Source organism: Pseudolactococcus chungangensis CAU 28 = DSM 22330 (assembly GCF_002441885.1).
Classification (GTDB): domain Bacteria; phylum Bacillota; class Bacilli; order Lactobacillales; family Streptococcaceae; genus Pseudolactococcus; species Pseudolactococcus chungangensis.
Genome location: NZ_JXJT01000006.1, coordinates 42,013 through 61,771, shown reverse-complemented (window position 1 = coordinate 61,771; position 19,759 = coordinate 42,013). Strand labels below are relative to the sequence as shown.

Here is a 19,759-nt window from a genome sequence, read left to right as displayed (position 1 = left end):
TTCATTATACCAAAAAACCACCAAATCGGTGGTTAAAGATTAAAATATTCGTATTTCGCGAGTTCACGCAAATCATAGGGTGTATCTTGATAAACTGCATAATTCAACCAGTTTGAAAAGAAAAGGCTGGCAGCGCTAGACCAAGTCATCTTGGGTTTTTGTGTCGGATCATCATTCGGATAGTAGGCATCTGGTACAATATCCTCACCGAATTCAGCCTTATCCCGCTGATATTCAAAATCTAAAGTCATCCGATCATACTCTAAATGTCCAAAGCTGTAAATCTCACGCAAATTTTTCTTGACAACTAGAGATAATCCCGAAGTTTCACCATAAGAAAGAATCTCAAAATCATGTGGTAACTCACTCGCATAAGTCTCAGTACTCCGAGAATGTGGTGCGACAAAATCATCATCAAAACCTCGAAATAAAACATGTTTCGGATTCTCTACCGTTTGATGATAAACTCCCCATAACTTTTGTGCCAAAGGATGTTTAGGAATACCGTAACGTGCATATAACCCAGCCTGTGCGCCCCAACAAATATGCAAAGTCGAATAAACATGTGTCCGTGACCAATCTAAAACCTGATGCAATTCATCCCAGTAGTCAACTGCCTCAAAATCTAAATTTTCGACAGGTGCACCTGTTACAATCATGCCATCATAATAATCAGACTTGATATCATTAAAACACTTATAGAAAGTATCCAGATGATTTTGCGTAATATTTTTAGATTGATGCGTCATCATATGCAAAAAATCGACATTAATTTGTAAAGGCGTATTAGACAATAAAGCCAACAACTGCGTTTCAGTCACCATTTTACGAGGCATAAGATTAACCACCAAAATCTTTAATGTTCTAATATCTTGCTGCGCAGCTCTCGCTTCATCCATCACAAAAATATTATCAGCTTCTAATATCTTGACAGCTGGCAACTGACTATTCACTTTTACAGGCATCCCATTTCTCCTTTCTGCACCCAATTTCTGACGCTACATCAAAACGATGTACATCATTCCTCTATTTTATCATGATTAAGCATAGTTTTAAACTATGATGAAACTATAAATAGCTATAAAAAATAACTATATATCAATAGTTTTCAAGCATTTAAATGCTGATAAAGTGGAAATAAAGTCTTAAAAGTCTCTAAAATATAGGTTTGTGGATCTTCTTGCCAAATTTTAGCATCTCGGGAAATAATCCGTCCGACTTCAAATTCCCCCTTCTTCACATCGTGCAAGCGCTGGATTCCTTTTTCTACCCCTGCAGTCACAGAGAAAAATTCAGATTTGGTATGATCCAGTGAATAGACAAAATCATCTGGAAACTCATGATGTTCAGCTAAATAGTCCGCATATTGCTCACGTTTGGCAGGGTTATCAATAATTGATAAATACATAAAGACATAGTTATCCCAAATCCCTAACTGTAAATGAGCCTGGGACTTGTAGCCCCGTTTATTATCAGAAATCGCTGACCATGTGTTTTCAGGCGCATATCTCGTACGTCTCCGATGTTGGGCAATGTGTACAAAAGTCTCATACCCCACATCATCACTCAAACGCGCTGAAACTTCAGCCATTATTTCAGCAAAAATCGGTTGGATATTAGCACGAATAGCTACCATTCGCTCATCTAATCCTTCAACATCAAAAACCTTGAAAGACTCTTCATTAAAACATTTCACTAGCAACTCCTACTATATGCTTGCATTTGTTATATCTAGTTTAAAATCAAAGAAGATGATGCCCTCATCATCTTCTTTTACCACAAAAATAAGGTTTATCAAGCTTGATAAACAATCTCACCATCACAAATCGTATAAGCAATTACACCTTGTAATTGATTACCAACAAACGGTGAATTACTAGATTTAGAGGCAAAGTCAGTCGTAACTTTACGCACCGCATCCGCATCAAAAATCACAAGATCTGCCGCGCCATTTTCGGCTAAATAACCTGCATCTAAACGCATAACTTGCGCTGGATTACTGGTCATTTTTTCTAGTAAACTCATAAGAGATAAATGGCCGGGAGCAACCAAATGCGTTAAGCCAAGTGATAACGATGTTTCTAGTCCAATCATACCAGACGGTGCTTTCGTGAATTCTTGATCTTTTTCAGCGTGTGTATGCGGTGCATGGTCCGTTGCAATCACGTCAATCGTCCCATCTTGCAAACCAACAATCAATTTTTCAATATCTGATGACTGGCGCAAAGGTGGATTGAGTTTAGCACTAGTACCATGTGTCAAAATCGCATCTTCTGTGATCGAAAAATGCTGAGGCGTCACTTCCGCAGTCACCTGCGCACCTAAAGACTTAGCAAAACGTATCACATCAACCGATTCACCTGCCGACAAATGCTGAAAATGTACACGCGCCTTTGTATCTAAGGCTAGCATTGCATCACGCGCCACCATACTATACTCAGAAACCGTTGGCGCACCAATCACACCACATTGATGCGCAATCGCACCATCATTGATCCCTAAAACCCCCGTTAATTGAGGATCCTCTTCATGTAGCACTAAAATCGTGTCAAACGACGCAGCTTTTTGCATCGCCCGACGCACCCGACCAGCATCGGTAAACGGGATACCATCGTCAGAAAAACCAGCCGCACCCGCTTTTAAAAGCGACTCAAAATCCGTCAGCGTTTGCCCATCGAACTTATCGGTAATGGTTGCAACACTCTTAACATGAATACTTTCACGATCCGCAGATGACAGAACCTCTGATAAAGTCTCAACCGTTGAAACAGTTGGATTGGTATTTGCCATCATCACGACAGTTGTAAAACCACCACGCGCTGCAGCCAAACTCCCCGTATGGATGTCTTCCTTATGCGTTTGACCAGGTTCACGAAAATGGACATGAATATCAATCAAGCCAGGTGCCACAATTTTATCAGTCGCATCAATAATTTCAGCATCTTCTCTAACTAAGTCTTGACCAATTGCAATGATTTTCTGACCATCAATCAAAATATCAGCAATTGCATCAAATTGGCTCTTAGGATCTATGACACGGCCATTTTTTATAAGTTTCATTTCGGGTCCTCTTTTATCTTATTGAACGATGTTAATCAACTGATGATATACTCAAATCAGTATAACTTTTAATCTTGCCAAGTATTCTGGTTTTGCTTGAATTTTTTTAATAACTCTAACTCATCCGCATTGACATAGCCGATAACTTTAGCAATCTCAATCAAATCAGAATAATTTGAGAGCGTAATCAAAGGCAGATTTGCTTTTTCAAAATTCTCAATTCCACGTGGTAGTTCGTAAGTAAAAATAGCTGCAACACCTAAGACATCAGCGCCTTCACGATTTGCTGCCTCAGCAGTTCCAATTACCGAACCACCTGTTGAAATCAAGTCTTCAATAATGACCATTTTTTGATGCTTAATAATACGACCTTCAATTTGATTACCTGCACCATGGTCCTTAGCTTTAGAGCGGATATAAACCATTGGTAAATCAAGGATTTCAGCAACCCAAGCCGCATGAGGCACGCCACCAGTCGCAGCACCTGCAATCACTTCAACATCAGGAAATTCAGCACGAATGCGGTCAGCAAAGCCTTGTGCAATGCGACGGCGTACTTCTGGATAGGAGATCGTAATCCGATTATCCGTATAAATCGGTGATTTAATACCGCTTGCCCAAGTAAAAGGATCGTTCGGTTGAAGAAAAACCGCCTTGATGTCCAGTAAGTCTTTGGCAATTTCACGAGATAGTGTTTGCATGATTGTTCTCTCTTTCAAATTTTGTTCTGTTACCATTTTATCATAAGATGGGTTTGAAATGGCTAGGATAGTGGTAATTTTTCTTACTATTGTTTAAATTCTTGCTTGACTGCCTCAAGTGCTGCATAAAAAACTTGATCCATATCATAGTACTGGTAGTTTCCAAGACGACCACCCATGATTACTTTTTCATATTTTTTCGCTTCATCACGGTATTGTTTAAATAAAGTTGAATTCTTCTCATCATTGACTGGATAGTACGCCTCTTTTTGACAATCCCAATCTTGAGGGTATTCTCGAGTTAAGATTGTGACATCATCATCCCCGTTTTGGTCAAAATGACGCCATTCCATAACCCGTGTATATGGTGTTTCAGCATCTGTATAGTTAATGACCGCATTACCTTGCGCATTATCAGTTGCCAGTAGCTCAGACTCAAATCGGACACTGCGATATTCTAACTCGCCAAATTTGTAGCCAAAAAATTGATCAATCATCCCAGTGTAGACAATACGCGGAAATTCAGCCAAATAAGTTTCTTTATCTGAAAAAAAGTCAGTCTCTAATCGCACATCAATCAAGTCATGGTTTAACATTTTTTCAAAAATTGCAGTATAGCCAGCTACTGGTACACCTTGGTAACGATGATTAAAGTAATTGTTATCAAAGGTAAAACGTGTTGGCAAGCGACGAATAATAAAACTTGGTAATTCAGTTGCCTTACGCCCCCATTGTTTTTCTGTGTAACCCTTGATTAACTTTTCATAAATATCTGTCCCGATAAGCGAAATCGCCTGCTCTTCTAAATTTTTAGGTGTACCAGTAATCCCTGCAGCCTCCCGCTGTTCAGCAATTTTTGCCTGCGCTTCGGCTGGTGTCTTTACTCGCCACATCTGATAAAAGGTATTCATATTAAAGGGAAGATTGTACAAATCTCCTTTATAATTAGCAATAACTTGATTAATATAACCATTAAATTCAGTGAATTGATTGACGTAATCCCAGACAGGTTTCTTATCTGTGTGAAAGATATGCGCACCATAATCGTGAACATTGATGCCATTTTCTTGGTGTGTATATAGATTACCACCTAAATGACTACGACGCTCGATAACCAGACACCGCTTGCCGCGCAATGCCGCCTCATGCGCAAATGTCGCGCCAAATGGCCCCGCACCGACAATAAGATAATCATATTTTTTTATATTGTATTTCACGATTACTTATTCACCAAGTTCTTCAGATTTTTCCAGCCATAATTCTTCAACAGTTTCTTTTTCTGCCATCATTGCATCTAATGCTTTTTGTAACTCACCTAATTTGACAAAATCTTCTGATGACTCAACCATTTGCTCATGCAGTTCAGTAATTGAGACATCAAACACCTGTAACTGCTCATCCAGAGCCTCAATCTCTCGTGTCAATTTCCGACGCCATTTTTGGTCATTTTTTGAGGCTTGATAACTAGAAGGTACTGACTGTTCTGAGATAGCGTCATTTTCTGCTGATAAAAGTGCAGCGATTTCAGCCTCCTCAGCCTTTTTCTCCAAGTAATAGTCGTAATCACCCAAGTAAAGTTTGCTACCTTCGGCAGAGATTTCAAGAACTTTATCGGCAACTCTGTTAATGAAATACCGGTCATGACTGACAAATAACAGTGTACCATCAAAATCGATAAGCGCATTTTCCAAAACTTCACGGCTATCAATATCCAAGTGATTGGTTGGCTCATCAAGTACCAAGAAATTATCATTTTGCATTGATAGCTTAGCTAGGAGTAAACGTGCTTTTTCGCCACCAGATAACATGCCGACAGCTTTTTGCACATCATCTCCTGAAAAAAGGAAAGCACCCAGACGATTCCGAATTTCAACCTCTGGCACAAGGCTATGGTCTTTCCAAAGTTCTTCTAATACCGTATTAGAAGGCGTCAAATCACGCTGTTCTTGGTCATAATACCCCATAGCAACGTTAGCGCCTAAATTAACTGTCCCCTCAATCAAAGGGATTTTACCTACGATAGACTTGATTAACGTCGATTTGCCTATCCCATTTGGCCCGACAATCGCAATTGAATCATATTTGCGCTCGTCTAAATTAATCGGACTTGACAAAACTTCCTTATCATAACCAACCGCGCCATTTTCAACAGTTAAAACGACGTTCCCTGATTCAATAGCTGGTGAAAACGTGAAATGTGCTGATTTTTCATTCGCGAGAGGCTGGTCCAATCGCGCCATTTTCTCAAGTTTCTTTCGTCTTGATTGCGCACGTTTTGTCGTCGATGCTCGCGCTAGATTTCGATTGACAAAATCTTCTAGGCTAGCGATTTCTTTTTGCTGTTTATCATATTGTTTAGCTTGTGTCGCGAGTTTTTCAGCTTTAAGTTTGATATATTGACTATAATTACCAACATATTTTTCAAGTTTACCTCGTGACAATTCTAGTGTTTCAGTTGTCACTTTATCTAAAAAATAACGGTCATGACTAACAATTAAAATCGCACCACGATAGTTTTTCAAGTAATTTTCGAGCCACAAGAGCGTTTCGATATCCAAGTGATTGGTCGGTTCATCGAGAATCAAAAAAGATGGGTTTTCAAGCAAAATTTTAGCCAAAGCCAAACGCGTTTTTTGACCACCTGATAAACTTGAAACTGACTGCGCCCAAAAAGACTCGTCAAACTTAAAACCATTTAAGACGTTTTTGATGTCGGATTCGTAGGTAAACCCTTTATTTTGGCGAAATGTTTCAGTCAAGCTGTCATAGCGCGTCATCAAACTAGATAAGTCAGCACCTGATAGTTCTCCCATTTGTGCTTCCATCTGGCGTAATTGCTTTTCTTGCCCAATTTGCTCCTCAAAAACACTGAGCATTTCATCATAAATCGTCTGCTCAGATGAAAAGTTAGTCTCTTGAGCTAAGTAAGACATGGTCAAATTTTTAGTCTTTGAAATCTCACCAGAGCTTGGTGTCTCCACATCTGCAATAATTTTTAGTAACGTTGACTTTCCTGCACCATTGCGCCCGACGAGTGAGACTCGTGAATTATCTTGAATTGTAAAATTTATCTTTTCAAATAGGACATCTGCACCAAAAGTCCTTGAAATATTGTTTCCTTGTAGTAAAATCATAGGTCTATTTTACCACAAAAAAGCCTTTCATACTCATCTAGGTAAATAAAGTAAACGTTTTCGGCTATTTTCTGCCACTTCTTCATTGACAAGCCTTGTCGCCTCAAATTGACAAAAAATATCTCCAAAATGTTGTTCACTTTCTTTAACCAGATGAGTATAATCTAATACGCTAGTTGATTTTGTTTGACAACTTCACAAACTTTTGGTAATCTATTCACAAAGAATACTGAAGGAGTCTTTACTTTTATGGTCGTAACAAAATTTAATGAAGTTTTACCCAAGGCAACCGCCAAACGTCTGCCACAATATTATCGCATTTTTAAACAATTTGTGGCTGACAAAGTTGACCGAACCAACTCTCAAGCAATCGCCGCAAGACTAGGCGTTGACTCTGCAACCGTCAGACGTGATTTTTCACTGTTTGGTGAACTTGGTAGACGTGGCTATGGCTATGATACTACTGCGCTTCGTGACTTTTTCGGCAATTTATTAGGTGACTCAGCAGAGACCAATATTGCCCTTGTCGGTGTCGGTAATTTAGGTCGCGCACTGATTAACTATCGTTTTCATGACCGCAATAAAATGCGGATTACCCAAGCCTATGATGTCGCGGGTAACCCGCTCGTTGGAACGAAAACTGACGACGGTATCCCAATTTACAATATCTCAGATATTCAAAAAAATCTGGCAGATGCTAATATTGAAACTGCTATCATCTCCGTCCAATCAGATCGTGCTCAGGAAGTTGCTGACCTTTTAATTGAAGCTGGGATTATAGGTATTCTCAACTTCACACCGAGACGTCTCCAAGTGCCAGAAAATATCACAGTTCAGTCTGTTGACTTGACGAGTGAACTTCAAACACTCTTATTTTTTATGCAAGATAAAAAAGAAATTGAAAATAAGCTATGACTACTTTACAACCTATTATCGGTGTTGCTGCAAATGAGCGACGAGATGCGGGAGATGACATGGGCCATATGGCCATTTCCTATAACCCTTCTGGCTATATCAAAGCCGTTCAACTTGTTGGTGGTCTCCCAATTATGATTCCTATTGGTGACCCGATGCATGCCAAACGTTATATTTCTATGATTGACAAATTGGTCTTAGCTGGTGGACAAAATGTTGCGCCAGAATTTTATGGCGAAGTTGAAACGATTCAATCCAGTGACTATAATCGTGAACGTGATGCCTTTGAAATTGCCTTGATTAACGAAGCTATCAAACAAAATAAGCCAATCGTTGGTGTCTGTCGCGGGATGCAATTGGTTAATGTCGTCCTCGGAGGATCACTCAATCAGCAAATTCAGAACCATTGGCAGGATAAAGCAATGACACAGACTTCTCACGATGTCCTCATCTCTAAGCATTCGCCACTAGATTTAATTTATGGCCGCAAGGCGCATGTTAACTCTTTCCACCGACAAAGTATCAAACAGCTTGCACCGCAACTTGAGGTGATTGCCAAGTCCCTTGATGACCATATCATAGAGGCTTTGCAATCAACTGATCCAAATCTACGTTTTTTAGGCGTTCAATGGCATCCTGATTTTATGTATAATGTACGCGACGAAGATTTAGCTTTCTTTCGTTACGCGGTTTTTAATCTTTAATGAGACGTCTCACATTGAGGCGTTTTTTTGAGCATTTATTAATTTAAAACATCAAGCCACTTTCTTGAAACGAAAAATAACGTTTATGCCCCACGATAATATGATCAACCAACGTTATCCCGATATTATTACAGGCATTTTCCATTCGCTCTGTAAACACAACATCAGCATCTGATGGTCTGGGATCACCAGATGGATGATTATGGGTAATTAAAATACCTGCTGCTAACGTTTTAACTGCAAAATGTAAAATTTCCCGCGGATTGGCACTGGCTGAATTGACAGTTCCCACAAAAATCGTTCTTTTTTTGATGATTTTATTTTTACCATCCAGATAGACGGCTACCAGATGTTCTTGATCAAAGTCTGACATCTCATCTATCAAGGTCATCGCAAATTGCTGAGCACCTTTCACTTGACCTTGTCTCTCACGCTCAGCCGTCTGAATACGCTTGCCAAGCTCCATCATAGCTCTCATTTCAATGGCTTTACTCATGCCTATTCCTGGAATTTGAGTCAATTCCTCTATACTTGATCTACGAAAATTTTCTAGTGTTTCAAAGTGTCGAAGTATCTGCCCTGATAGCTCGACAGCTGATGACTTTGCCGTACCTGTTCGCAATAAAATCGCCAGTAATTCTTGGTCTGATAGATACTTCTCTCCAAGTATTGCTAAACGTTCACGCGGTCTCATAGGGTAGTCTGCTTCTCTTATATCATACATTTTTTATCCTCTCTTTAATTTATACGAAAAAAATAGCGCTTTGCTCAACATTCTTAACAATTTCTGACTATTGCCAAAATAGTGATATTATGCTTTAATAGAAAATGTCAAAAGTTTTTGACACTTTCTATCAAAAATAGAGGCCTCTATTTTGATAATTATATAGATTCATATCTGACTGAAAGGGCAAGGAAAAGACTTGTGACTAAAAAAATAGCTGGTATCATCTTCTTGGTCATCCTCATCGTCTCCTCGATCTTTATCGGGCTCGTTGATCTCCCTATTTTCGAATTGGGAACTTGGTCAAGTCGTCAAAATCTTGTTCTATTATCGTCAAGACTACCACGTACTTTGAGTTTAGTGATTGCTGGTGCAAGTGTCAGTGTTTCAGGTCTTGTGATGCAAAATCTGATGCAAAATAAATTTGTATCCCCAAATACAGCTGGTACAATGGATAGTGCCAAGCTAGGCATCGTCTTTGTCATGATCTTTCTGCCAAATGCACCACTTTTAATGCGTACCACAGTTGCTTTCGGTTTTGCTTTTTTGGGAACTTGCCTGTTTTTACTCATATCGCGCTACTTACCTAGCAAAAATACAATTTTAATCCCCCTAGTTGGGATTATGTTTGGGAATATCATTGGCAGTATCGCCACTTTCTTTGCCTATCAGCATCAACTGCTACAAAACATGGCATCTTGGTTACAAGGCAATTTTTCTGTCGTCATGCGTGGCAATTATGAACTACTTTACTTGTCAATTCCCTTATTTATCATCATCTACCTCTTTGCTTATCAATTTACTATCATGGCAGCAGGTCAAGAAATGGCAACAAACCTAGGCATTTCCTACCAAAAAATGCGCTTAGTTGGCATTGGTATCATTGCCCTTTCCTCAAGTATCGTCCTCGTGAGTGTCGGAAATATCCCCTTTTTAGGGATTATCGTTCCTAATCTGGTGAGCCTCAAATTTGGCGACCAAATGAAAAACAATCTCCCACTCACTGCCTATTTTGGGGCAAGTTTCCTCTTAATTTGCGACATGATTGGTCGGATTATCATCGCCCCTTATGAAATTTCAGTCAGTTTGGTAATCGGCGTTTTAGGTAGCATCTGTTTTATCGGCCTTCTCCTCAAAGAAAGTCGTAGGTACAGCTAAATGACACGTAAATTGACATCTATCACATTAGGACTTGCAGTATTAGTAGCTTGCAGCCTTTTCATGACCTATCAAACCTACGGAAATCTTGACTTTGCCATCGCTTTGCGGGGGAAAAAAATAGTAGCCTTCATTTTAGTCGGAATTGCTTGCAGTTTTTCAACGATTAGCTTTCAAACTCTGAGCCAAAATAAACTCCTGACACCGAATATACTCGGTATTGATTCATTTTATGTCTTGATTCAAACCCTATCTATCTTCGTCTTTGGCAGTCAAAGTCTCTCAAAAGCAACAAGTATTTGGGACTTCCTACTGACTATCACACTCACGATGTCACTCAGTACTTACCTCTCTTTTACCTTGCTAAAGAAATTCAAGCGAGACCTCTTTTTATTTTTGATGATTGGCATGATTTTAGGGACTTTTTTTAACAATGTCAGCAATTTCATGCAAGTCATCCTAGACCCTAACGAATATGATCATTTACAGGGCAAATTGTTTGCTAGCTTTAGCAATGTCAAACCTGATCATTTAACGATAGCAGCCATCCTAATTGCTATAATTTGTCTATTTTTATGGCATTTAGCACCCCAACTTGATGTGTTACATCTCGGTAATGACCACGCTATTAATCTTGGCATTGATTTAAGACGCTTACAACTCATGACCTTGTTTGCCATTACCGCTCTCGTCGGGATTTCTACTGCTCTTGTTGGTCCGACAAGCTTTCTCGGCTTCATCGTCGCCAATATTGCTTACCAGCTCATGAAAACTTATCGTCATCAATCACTATTTCTTGCTGGCAGTCTGATAGCCATCCTTTTGCTGATTTTAGGTGAATTTCTGGTTGAGCATATCTTTAGCTTTAACACAACCTTAAACGTCATCATCGAATTCACAGGTGGCTGCTACTTTATCGGGCAAATTTTATACGAAAGAAATGGTAACAAAAGATGAAAATAGAAAACTTATCGAAATCATTTGGCAAAAAGCCAATTCTAAAAGAGATAGATTTGACCATTCAAAAGGGCAAATTAACTGCCTTTATCGGTCCAAATGGCGCTGGTAAATCAACACTACTCGCCTGTATGAGTCGCCTTATTGATGCTGAATCTGGTCATATCTATTTGGAAGGTCAAGAACTCAAAGCGTTTAAATCACGTGAGCTTGCGAAGAAATTAGCGATTTTAAAGCAAATGAATCATCTCAATATGCAAATTTCTGTTCGGGAACTCATCGCTTTTGGCCGATTTCCATATTCTAAAGGTCAGTTAACCCAAACCGACAAAGCTAAAATTCAAACCTCAATTGAACAACTTGGTATGCAAGATTTAGCTGATGAAAATATCCAAAATCTATCTGGCGGTCAGCTCCAACGCGCTTATATCGCCATGATTTTAGCACAGGATACTGACTATATTTTGCTAGATGAACCCCTAAATAATCTGGATATGAACTTTGCCTTGCAGATGATGCAACTCTTGCAAAGTTTAGTTCGAGATTACGGCAAGACTGTCGTTATCGTTTTGCATGATATAAATTTTGCTTCAAGTTTTGCTGATGACATCGTGGCTATGAAGTCTGGTGCCATTTTTGCCCATGATGAAACAGCCAAAATTATTAATGAGCCTGTCTTAAATGCGCTGTATGACATGACGATTCGCATCGAAGAAATTGACGGCAAAAAATTCTGTCTCTATTTTTAGAATGAAATAACTATAATAATGAAAATAAGGAAAAACATAATATGAAACTTAAGAAACTATTCACGGCTTTCACTGGTATTTTACTACTCACAATAGTTCTCGTTGCTTGTGGCGCAAAAAAAAATACTGATTCTTCTCAAAAGGCCAAAACTGATACCATCGAAGTTGTTGGTGCAGACGGTAGCAAAGTTAAAGTTCCTAAAAACCCAAGTAAAGTTGTTGTTTTCGATAATGGTTCACTTGATACAATTCAAGCACTTGGTGAAAGTAAATCAGTTATCGGTGTTGCAAAGAAAAATCTGCCTGACTACTTGAAGGCATTTCAATCTGTTGAGAGTGTTGGTGGTTTGAAAGAACCAGATTTAGAAAAAATCAATGCCTTGAAACCGCAATTAATCATTATTTCAGCACGTCAACAAAGTTTTAAAGCAGACCTTGAAAAAATTGCACCCGTTTTAGATTTATCACTTGATAATTCTAAAGTTTGGGATTCAACGCAATCACACATGCTAACGATTGCAAGCATCTATGGTAAAGAAGCTGAGACGAAAAACCAAATCAAAACTTTATCAGCAAACATTAATACGCTTAAAAAGAAAGCTAAAAGTTCAGGTCTAAAATCTTTGACATTAATGACTAATGAAGGTCAAGTCTCTGCTTTTGGTGACGGCTCACGTTATGCCATTATCAACGATACTTTCGGTTTCAAGAGTGCTGATGACCAAATCATAGCCTCTACACACGGGCAAAGCGTTTCTTATGAATATGTCCTAGAAAAAAATCCAGATATCATTTTCTTTATCGACCGTACTAAAGCTATCGGTGGTGACATGACAGGGGCTAGTCTGAAAGATAATGAATTAGTCAAACGAACAATAGCCAGTAAAAATGGTAAAGTCATTGAGCTTAATGCAGCCGTTTGGTATTTAAGTGGTGGAGGACTAAAATCAACAAAACTTATGCTTGATGAAGTGTCACATGCTTTAAAATAAAATTGAACATTTATAGCAAAAATCATGCCAAGCGTCTGCCTGACATGATTTTTTAGCATTTTCGTATTGTTTTGCAAAAAGAATACGAAAATGTTATTCTTCCCTACAATCAGTTATATTAACTATCTAGTTCATCTAAAAGTAACACAGAAACAGGCTACGAATGATTTTTATAAAACTTTTTGTTGTTTACAATTATTCGCCTCTAAAATAAGCCACGGCACTCTCAAAGAGTTGTTGGTCTTTATGACCAGGGATATTTTTGAAGAGGCCTGATTCATAACGCTCAGAATGACCCATTTTGCCGAGAATCTGTCCATTTTTGCTGATAATGCCTTCAATCGCTGCGACTGAGCCATTAGGATTATAGAAAGAATCCATACTTGGCTTGCCTTGGAAATCAACATATTGCGTAATAATTTGACCGTTGTCAATCAACTCAGCGAGTTCAGTCTCAGAAACGACAAACTTACCTTCACCATGAGAGACTGGAATCGTATGGATATCACCAACTTGAACACCTGTCAACCAAGGTGAATTGGTGTTGGTAATTCTTGTCTCAACCATTTTAGCCACGTGCTGATTGGCATCGTTATAGAACAAGGTTGGTGACTGGTTAGTCAAGCTGTCAAATCGACCATAAGGCAGCAAGCCCGATTTAACTAAAGCCTGGAATCCATTACAGATACCGAGAATCAAACCGCCACGCGCAATGAAAGCATCAATAGCTGATTTAACTTGCTCATTCAAAAGAATGTTAACAATGAATTTTGCCGAACCATCAGGCTCATCTGCGGCTGAGAACCCTCCAGCAAACATGAGAATATTGGCTTGTGCGATATTGGCAACCATCTCCTTAATCGAATCCGCAATGTCCAAAGTACGGAATGGCACGATTTTAGCCTCAGCACCCGCCGCCTCAAAAGCTTTAGCTGTGTCATATTCACAGTTAGTACCTGGGAAAACTGGAATATAAACAAGCGGTGTCTCGATTTTAGCTGATGCTTGAATAGGTGCAGGAGATACTTTTGTCTCAACCTCTACTAAACTATCATCTTGTTCAAACAAGGTTGGATAGACTGATTCTAGCGGGTTTTCATAGCTTGAAAGTAATTTGTCGCCTGAGAGACTGAGACCATTAACCACGAGATTGAAATCAGTCATTGTGCGACCGATTTTTGCGACACCTGCGATTTCTTCAGGTGAAGTGAAGATAAAGCCTGCAAACTGCGCTTTGACGATATCAGAAATATCAGATAGCGCAAGGTCTGCACCGATGTGATTACCAAATGTCATGAGAGCAATTGCCTCACCAAAACCTCCAGCTTTTGTTGAAATAGCTGCTGTGATTTGATGATGCGCTTGTAAGTCAGTTAGTAAGTCAAAGTTCGATTTGATAATGTCCCAATCGATTTTATCAGTGACCGTTACACCAGGAATATAGTAGATATTTTCATTAGGTGACTTAAACTCTGGTGACAAAATACGCTCTGTTTCAGACGTTGTCACACCAAAGGCAATCAGTGTCGGTGGGACTGTGATATCTTCAAAGGTACCACTCATTGAATCTTTCCCACCGATTGACGGCAAGCCGAGTTGTTCTTGGGCTTCAATTGAGCCAAGGAGAGCCGCTAGTGGTTTACCAAAGCGTTCCGCTTGCTTGTCCATACGCTCGAAATATTCTTGGTATGAAAAACGTGCCTTGGTCCAGTTTGAACCGGTTGCAACAAGACGTGCCGTTGCTTCAATCACAGCATATGCTGCACCATGATAAGGTGACCAGGCAGCAATTTCTGGATTGTACCCGTGCGCAAGCAAGGAGACGGTATTGGTCACACCGTGCAAGACTGGTAATTTTTGAACAGAACTCTCAGTTGGTGTAATCTGATATCGCCCACCAATAGGTTGATTGACTGTTGATCGACCTATTGAGCTATCAAAAATGGTTTGTAGGCCTTTTTGTGAGGCAAAGTTCAACTCTGATAAAAGACCATTCAAATCAGCATCTAAAGAATCTAAAGTTGACATTTTGTCAAATGGCACAGGTAAGTCAGAATCGACAACTGTCGCATCGACAACCACACGGACACCATTTGTATCAAGGAACGATCGTTCAATATCAACGATCGTTTGCCCCTTCCAAACCATGGTCAAGTTGGCTTTTTCAGTGACTTCTGCGACTTGAACGGCTAAGATATTTTCCTTAGCACATTCAGCGATAAATTTATCAACATCTCCTGCTTCAACCACAACAGACATCCGCTCTTGTGATTCAGAAATCGCAATTTCTGTCCCTGATAAGCCTTGATATTTCAAAGGAATTTTATCCAAATCAATGCGCAAACCATCTGCTAATTCACCAATGGCAACGCAGACACCGCCCGCACCAAAGTCATTAGATTTTTTAACGAGCTGTGTCACTTCTGGATTTCTAAATAAACGTTGGATTTTACGTTCTTCTATAGCATTGCCCTTTTGAACCTCAGCACCTGCTGTTTCAACTGTTTCTTTAGTCTGAACCTTAGATGAACCTGTTGCCCCACCAACACCATCACGGCCTGTTTTACCGCCGAATAAAATAATGGCATCACCTGCTTGGGGTTTCAAACGCAAAACATTTTCTTTTGGTGCAGCACCAACGACAGCACCTGTTTCCAAGCGCTTGGCAATAAAGCCTGGGTGAAAATATTCCTTGACATAAGTCGTCGCAAGTCCAATCTGATTGCCGTATGAGCTATACCCATGCGCAGCACCTTTAGAAATCACTTGCTGAGGTAATTTACCCGCTCTCGTTTCAGAAATTGGCGCTGTAATATCGCCTGCACCCGTAATTCTCATCGCTTGATAGACATAAGCACGACCAGAAAGCGGGTCACGAATGGCGCCACCAATACAAGTCGATGCGCCACCAAAAGGCTCGATCTCTGTTGGGTGATTATGTGTTTCATTTTTAAACATCAGTAGCCATGGCTCTTTAACACCATTGACATCAACTTCAATCTCAACTGAACAAGCATTAATCTCATCTGATACTTCCATGTCATCCAAACGACCATTGGCACGCTCGTAACGACCAAAAATCGTCGCCAATTCCATCAATGTCGTAGGCTTTTCACTACGTTTGATGTCTTCACGCATGGCAAGATATTTTTCAAACGTTGTTTGAAGTTGGGCCTTAAATTTTGATTTTGAGAAATCAATCGTTTTAAGTTCAGTCTCAAAAGTTGTATGGCGTGTATGATCACTCCAGTAAGTATCCAAAACTTTCAATTCCGTTTCGGTAGGGTTTCGGTCTACTGTCTTGAAATAATCCTGAATCCACAACAAATCAGCCACTTCCATGGCGAGTGAGTATGATTTATGCAGGTCAGCAATCTCAGTTTCTGTCTTTGTGATAAAATCTTCAAGAACTGGAATCTCGTCATTCGCATCTGAGATTGTTTCCTCAGCAATCTCAGTCTCGATATCTTTAAAACGTGAATCAACGGCATTAAGCTGATAAGATTTAATTTTTTCGAATTCAGCATCAGATAAATCTGGGTTCAACAAGTAGAGTTGGGCCGTTTTGACAATTGCATCATGGCTAGCACCTAACAAGAATAAGGCTTCCTCTGCTGAGGTTGCGCGTTGATCGAATTGACCTGGCAGTGCCTCTATGGCGAAGAACTTAGAGGCAGCAAGAGCTGCTTTGACAGTGGCATTTGTTAAGAGATTGTCCGTCACTTTTTCAGAAAAGATAGATTGTTCCGCAGCAATCAAAATAGCATCTGACACATGAAAAACATCATAGACTTGGACGATATTAACAGATGTCAGTGTTTCGAGTTGCAAATTATGCTGCAACTCTGTCAATAATGCATGGTTTTTAACTTTAAATTCAGGTTTTTTAGCGACAAAAATACGTTTTTTCACGAGATTATTTTCCTTCAAATTCTGCTTGTAAACCGGCTAGGACTTTTTGATAAACTGGGATTAAATCACCTAAATCACGACGGTAGACATCTTTATCAACATGGTTATTATCGGCATCCCAAAGTCGAGACGTATCAGGGGAGATCTCATCAGCCAGAATGATTGTACCATCAGGCAAACGACCATATTCAAGTTTGAAATCAATTAATTTCAATCCTATTTTGGCAAAAATATCTGTCAAAATAGCATCTGTCTCGAGCGCTGCTTGTTTCAGAAAAGCAATCTCATCATCTGTTGCAATATCTAGGAATTTAACATGAGCGTCATTGATAAAAGGGTCATCCAAATCATCATTTTTGTAATAAAATTCAACGATTGGTGTTGGGATTTTGATCCCTTCTTCGATACCAAAACGTTTAGAAAATGACCCTGCTGTATAATTACGAATAACCACTTCCAAAGGAATAATGGCAACTTTCGTATTTAATTGCTCAGTTGGAGATACTTGTTCAATGAAGTGAGTGTGGACACCACGACGATTCAGTTCACGGAAAATTAGGCTTGTAATCTGGTTATTAAGCTCGCCTTTACCAACGATTTGGTCTTTTTTCTTGCCGTTGAGTGCTGTCGCTTGGTCTTTATAAGCTGCGAGTACAACTGCTGTATCATCAGTTTGATAGAGATTCTTAGCTTTACCTTCATAGAGCAGTGTCCGTTTGTCAGTCATTTTTTCTCCTCATTCATATCTTCAACATCTTAGTGTCAAAATTAATTATAAATCCATGATAACGTAAATTTTTAATAAATCATCAAAAAAACTGCCTAAATCAGGCAGTTTCTATAGTAAATGTTCGGTTTTCATGCTGTTTCAAGTCTGATTTCTAACTTAAAATCAGTGAATCTCTCAAAAACAGGGTGTCGAGGTTGACGTTCTTGTGAGAACAGCTTAATAATCCAAGTTATCCGCATGACCTGTAGCATTACCAACGAAGTAACCTGTTTTACAGTTAATTGAAACTAAGTAAGTGCCATCAGGTTTATAGAGGTTGTAATAGCCGTTACCTTTTTGGATACTTGCAGGTAGGAGAATGTATGCGTCACCGGTAATATAACCACGTTCACGACATTTTTGTAGCACTAATTCTCTGATACCAGGTGCCCAAACATAGGCAGGATTACTGAGGTCGGCATTAGGGTCTACAGGAACACGTGAATTAGAAGTCACAATGGTAACATTTGGATATTGCGCTTGATACTGAGCAGTTGATAAGCCATAGCCTGATGATACTGGACCGCTTGCTGAGTCTGCTGTTGCGGTAGCTGCGCCAACTTGCTGAGGTACTGTCGTTGTATTTTCAGACGTTGACGGAGCTGTAGGTTGCGCTGTAGCTGGAGTTGATGCACTAATTGTGGCCGACGGTGCCGTGGCTGTTGACTCCTTAGCTTTTTGTTGCGCCTGACCCTGAGCAACAGCGTCTTTCAATAACGTATTTAAAGTCGCATTTTCAGTTGCCGTATAGCTTAGCTTGACGCCACCTCGAACTTGTGACGTTTTATCCAAAGCACCATCTGTGATAATCGGTTTTTCAAAATTTCCATTCATCGCTTTGATGGCCGAGATTTCCGCTTTAAGTTCGTCTACCTTAGCTTTCAAAGTCTTGTAGTCAGACTGGTCTTTCAACTTATCTAACTCACTTGTCAGTTTACCAATGTTATCGAACTGACCATTTTTTAATTTTGTCGCTTTATCGTCCACGAAAAATGTCGCATAAACTTTGTTAAAGGCGGCTGTTTTTTTAGCTTCCTCAGATTTTTTAGCCTCAGATTTTGAAGTTTGGGCAGCTTGCTTTTGGTTGGACTGGTCAACTTGATACCAGACTGTTCCTCCTGCTGCTAACAATATGAGTGCACAAACGCCAATAACTAGAGGTTTATGATACGATTTTGGTGCTTTTTCAACGGGCTCAGTCACACTTTTCATAACTTCTGACGTTACCTCAGGAATTATCGTTTCAGAAAATGCGCTACGCGTCTCATCTTGTTTTGCAAACGGTGTTTCCAAAGATGGCACGATATCGGGTTCAACAGTTGTTTCTATCACCTCTAAAGGTGCTGAGGGTACCTCATGAGAGGCATGTGCCATCAAGTTAATTGACGATAGATTTTCCTCAGAGTGCCCTACTACTTCATCAGATGTCTCAGATATAGCTGGATCAGCAGTAATATCTTTATCATTTTCTTCATCACTTTCATCCGCAGCTAAAACGACCGTGTCAAAAGAACCTTGAATCTCTGGAAAATCAGGTTCAATTTCCTCGATAGTCTCACTCAATTCTGACGTTTCAGGATCTGATATCGCTAGCGGTTCAGAATTAGAACCCTCTGTTGACGTGACATCTTGTGTTAAATCATCAGATGTTACTGGTTTTTCAACTAACTCATTTTCAGGTACTTCTTCTTTTCCAGAAACAATTTTATCTTCTGAATCAGCGGTTGTCGCTTTTCTAACTGTTTTAACCAGTTTATCCAAACTTTCAGAGGCTATTGTTGCTTTGAGTTGGCGCTCTTTTTTTGCAGTTTCAATATCTGCTCTGTGCTGACGAATATACTTGTCGAGTGAGCTTTCCTTAGTCAAATTTTCAGTCTCAATCTCATCTGATTTAGCAGAAACTTGTTCAACCGTCAGATTTTCGGCATCTTTCATTGCTAAAGTTTTTTCCTTGTAAGCTGTCTTTTTCTTTTTTTTAGCCATA

16 protein-coding genes are annotated in these 19,759 nt (G+C 39.6%); 6 read left to right on the top strand and 10 right to left on the bottom strand.

Features of this window, described 5'->3' with window-relative positions:
• Positions 1–32: 32 nt before the first annotated feature.
• The 6 genes from RR45_RS04135 to RR45_RS04110 all read right to left on the bottom strand — a co-directional run bounded on the left by RR45_RS04135 (position 33) and on the right by RR45_RS04110 (position 6,895).
• Positions 33–965 carry a homoserine O-succinyltransferase gene (locus tag RR45_RS04135; RefSeq protein ID WP_031365414.1) on the bottom strand — a complete coding sequence of 311 codons (933 nt, stop codon included), beginning with the start codon at positions 963–965 and terminating at the stop codon, positions 33–35.
• A gap of 143 nt (positions 966–1,108) precedes the next feature.
• Complete coding sequence (locus RR45_RS04130; protein WP_031365413.1) at positions 1,109–1,696, bottom strand: DUF1054 family protein; 588 nt, start codon at positions 1,694–1,696, stop codon at positions 1,109–1,111.
• A 98-nt stretch (positions 1,697–1,794) separates the two neighbouring features.
• A complete protein-coding gene (locus RR45_RS04125) occupies positions 1,795–3,060 on the bottom strand; it encodes a dihydroorotase (RefSeq protein WP_031365412.1) in 1,266 nt (421 codons plus the stop codon).
• A 68-nt stretch (positions 3,061–3,128) separates the two neighbouring features.
• Complete coding sequence (pyrE, locus tag RR45_RS04120; protein ID WP_031365411.1) at positions 3,129–3,761, bottom strand: orotate phosphoribosyltransferase; 633 nt, start codon at positions 3,759–3,761, stop codon at positions 3,129–3,131.
• An 86-nt stretch (positions 3,762–3,847) separates the two neighbouring features.
• Positions 3,848–4,978, bottom strand: a complete 1,131-nt coding sequence (glf, locus tag RR45_RS04115) for a UDP-galactopyranose mutase (protein WP_031365410.1) — start codon at positions 4,976–4,978, stop codon at positions 3,848–3,850.
• 6 nt (positions 4,979–4,984) lie between these two features.
• Complete coding sequence (locus tag RR45_RS04110; protein WP_031365409.1) at positions 4,985–6,895, bottom strand: ABC-F family ATP-binding cassette domain-containing protein; 1,911 nt, start codon at positions 6,893–6,895, stop codon at positions 4,985–4,987.
• A 249-nt stretch (positions 6,896–7,144) separates the two neighbouring features.
• Between RR45_RS04110 and RR45_RS04105 the strand changes: the two genes are divergently transcribed.
• Positions 7,145–7,810 carry a redox-sensing transcriptional repressor Rex gene (locus tag RR45_RS04105; protein WP_031365408.1) on the top strand — a complete coding sequence of 222 codons (666 nt, stop codon included), beginning with the start codon at positions 7,145–7,147 and terminating at the stop codon, positions 7,808–7,810.
• Positions 7,807–8,514: a gamma-glutamyl-gamma-aminobutyrate hydrolase family protein gene (locus RR45_RS04100; RefSeq protein WP_031365407.1), complete on the top strand. Its 708-nt coding sequence runs from the start codon at positions 7,807–7,809 to the stop codon at positions 8,512–8,514. Before RR45_RS04105 ends, RR45_RS04100 begins: the two co-directional genes overlap by 4 nt.
• Before the next feature lie 43 nt (positions 8,515–8,557).
• On the opposite strand, the gene radC is transcribed toward RR45_RS04100, so the two are convergent.
• Complete coding sequence (gene radC, locus RR45_RS04095) at positions 8,558–9,238, bottom strand: RadC family protein (RefSeq protein WP_031365406.1); 681 nt, start codon at positions 9,236–9,238, stop codon at positions 8,558–8,560.
• A gap of 201 nt (positions 9,239–9,439) precedes the next feature.
• Here radC and RR45_RS04090 point away from each other — a divergent pair, with 201 nt between their 5' ends.
• Genes RR45_RS04090 through RR45_RS04075 form a run of 4 tightly spaced genes read left to right on the top strand, consistent with a single transcriptional unit; the run spans position 9,440 to position 13,094 of the window.
• Positions 9,440–10,396 (top strand): ABC transporter permease, encoded by a 957-nt coding sequence (locus RR45_RS04090; RefSeq protein ID WP_031365405.1) that lies wholly within the window; start codon positions 9,440–9,442, stop codon positions 10,394–10,396.
• Entirely contained in the window at positions 10,397–11,353 is a 957-nt protein-coding gene (locus RR45_RS04085) for an iron chelate uptake ABC transporter family permease subunit (RefSeq protein ID WP_031365404.1), read from the top strand.
• A complete protein-coding gene (locus RR45_RS04080; protein WP_031365403.1) occupies positions 11,350–12,102 on the top strand; it encodes an iron ABC transporter ATP-binding protein in 753 nt (250 codons plus the stop codon). Before RR45_RS04085 ends, RR45_RS04080 begins: the two co-directional genes overlap by 4 nt.
• 41 nt (positions 12,103–12,143) lie before the next feature.
• Entirely contained in the window at positions 12,144–13,094 is a 951-nt protein-coding gene (locus tag RR45_RS04075; protein WP_031365402.1) for a siderophore ABC transporter substrate-binding protein, read from the top strand.
• A 195-nt stretch (positions 13,095–13,289) separates the two neighbouring features.
• On the opposite strand, the gene RR45_RS04070 is transcribed toward RR45_RS04075, so the two are convergent.
• The 3 genes from RR45_RS04070 to RR45_RS04060 all read right to left on the bottom strand — a co-directional run bounded on the left by RR45_RS04070 (position 13,290) and on the right by RR45_RS04060 (position 19,758).
• The gene (locus tag RR45_RS04070; protein ID WP_031365401.1) at positions 13,290–17,006 is read right to left on the bottom strand and encodes a phosphoribosylformylglycinamidine synthase; all 3,717 of its coding nucleotides are present in this window, start codon (positions 17,004–17,006) and stop codon (positions 13,290–13,292) included.
• Positions 17,007–17,010: 4 nt separating this feature from the next.
• The gene (gene purC, locus RR45_RS04065) at positions 17,011–17,733 is read right to left on the bottom strand and encodes a phosphoribosylaminoimidazolesuccinocarboxamide synthase (RefSeq protein ID WP_031365400.1); all 723 of its coding nucleotides are present in this window, start codon (positions 17,731–17,733) and stop codon (positions 17,011–17,013) included.
• A gap of 219 nt (positions 17,734–17,952) precedes the next feature.
• Positions 17,953–19,758, bottom strand: a complete 1,806-nt coding sequence (locus tag RR45_RS04060) for a cell division site-positioning protein MapZ family protein (protein WP_031365399.1) — start codon at positions 19,756–19,758, stop codon at positions 17,953–17,955.
• Between the last annotated feature and the right edge of the window lies 1 nt (position 19,759).

Coding starts and splice junctions, on each gene's coding strand:
- purC (WP_031365400.1), bottom strand. CDS start 17,733: ATGACTGACAAACGGACACTGCTCTATGAAGGTAAAGCTAAGAATCTC.
- RR45_RS04080 (WP_031365403.1), top strand. CDS start 11,350: ATGAAAATAGAAAACTTATCGAAATCATTTGGCAAAAAGCCAATTCTA.
- RR45_RS04060 (WP_031365399.1), bottom strand. CDS start 19,758: ATGGCTAAAAAAAAGAAAAAGACAGCTTACAAGGAAAAAACTTTAGCA.
- radC (WP_031365406.1), bottom strand. CDS start 9,238: ATGTATGATATAAGAGAAGCAGACTACCCTATGAGACCGCGTGAACGT.
- pyrE (WP_031365411.1), bottom strand. CDS start 3,761: ATGCAAACACTATCTCGTGAAATTGCCAAAGACTTACTGGACATCAAG.
- RR45_RS04135 (WP_031365414.1), bottom strand. CDS start 965: ATGCCTGTAAAAGTGAATAGTCAGTTGCCAGCTGTCAAGATATTAGAA.
- RR45_RS04085 (WP_031365404.1), top strand. CDS start 10,397: ATGACACGTAAATTGACATCTATCACATTAGGACTTGCAGTATTAGTA.
- RR45_RS04100 (WP_031365407.1), top strand. CDS start 7,807: ATGACTACTTTACAACCTATTATCGGTGTTGCTGCAAATGAGCGACGA.
- RR45_RS04125 (WP_031365412.1), bottom strand. CDS start 3,060: ATGAAACTTATAAAAAATGGCCGTGTCATAGATCCTAAGAGCCAATTT.
- RR45_RS04105 (WP_031365408.1), top strand. CDS start 7,145: ATGGTCGTAACAAAATTTAATGAAGTTTTACCCAAGGCAACCGCCAAA.
- RR45_RS04075 (WP_031365402.1), top strand. CDS start 12,144: ATGAAACTTAAGAAACTATTCACGGCTTTCACTGGTATTTTACTACTC.
- RR45_RS04110 (WP_031365409.1), bottom strand. CDS start 6,895: ATGATTTTACTACAAGGAAACAATATTTCAAGGACTTTTGGTGCAGAT.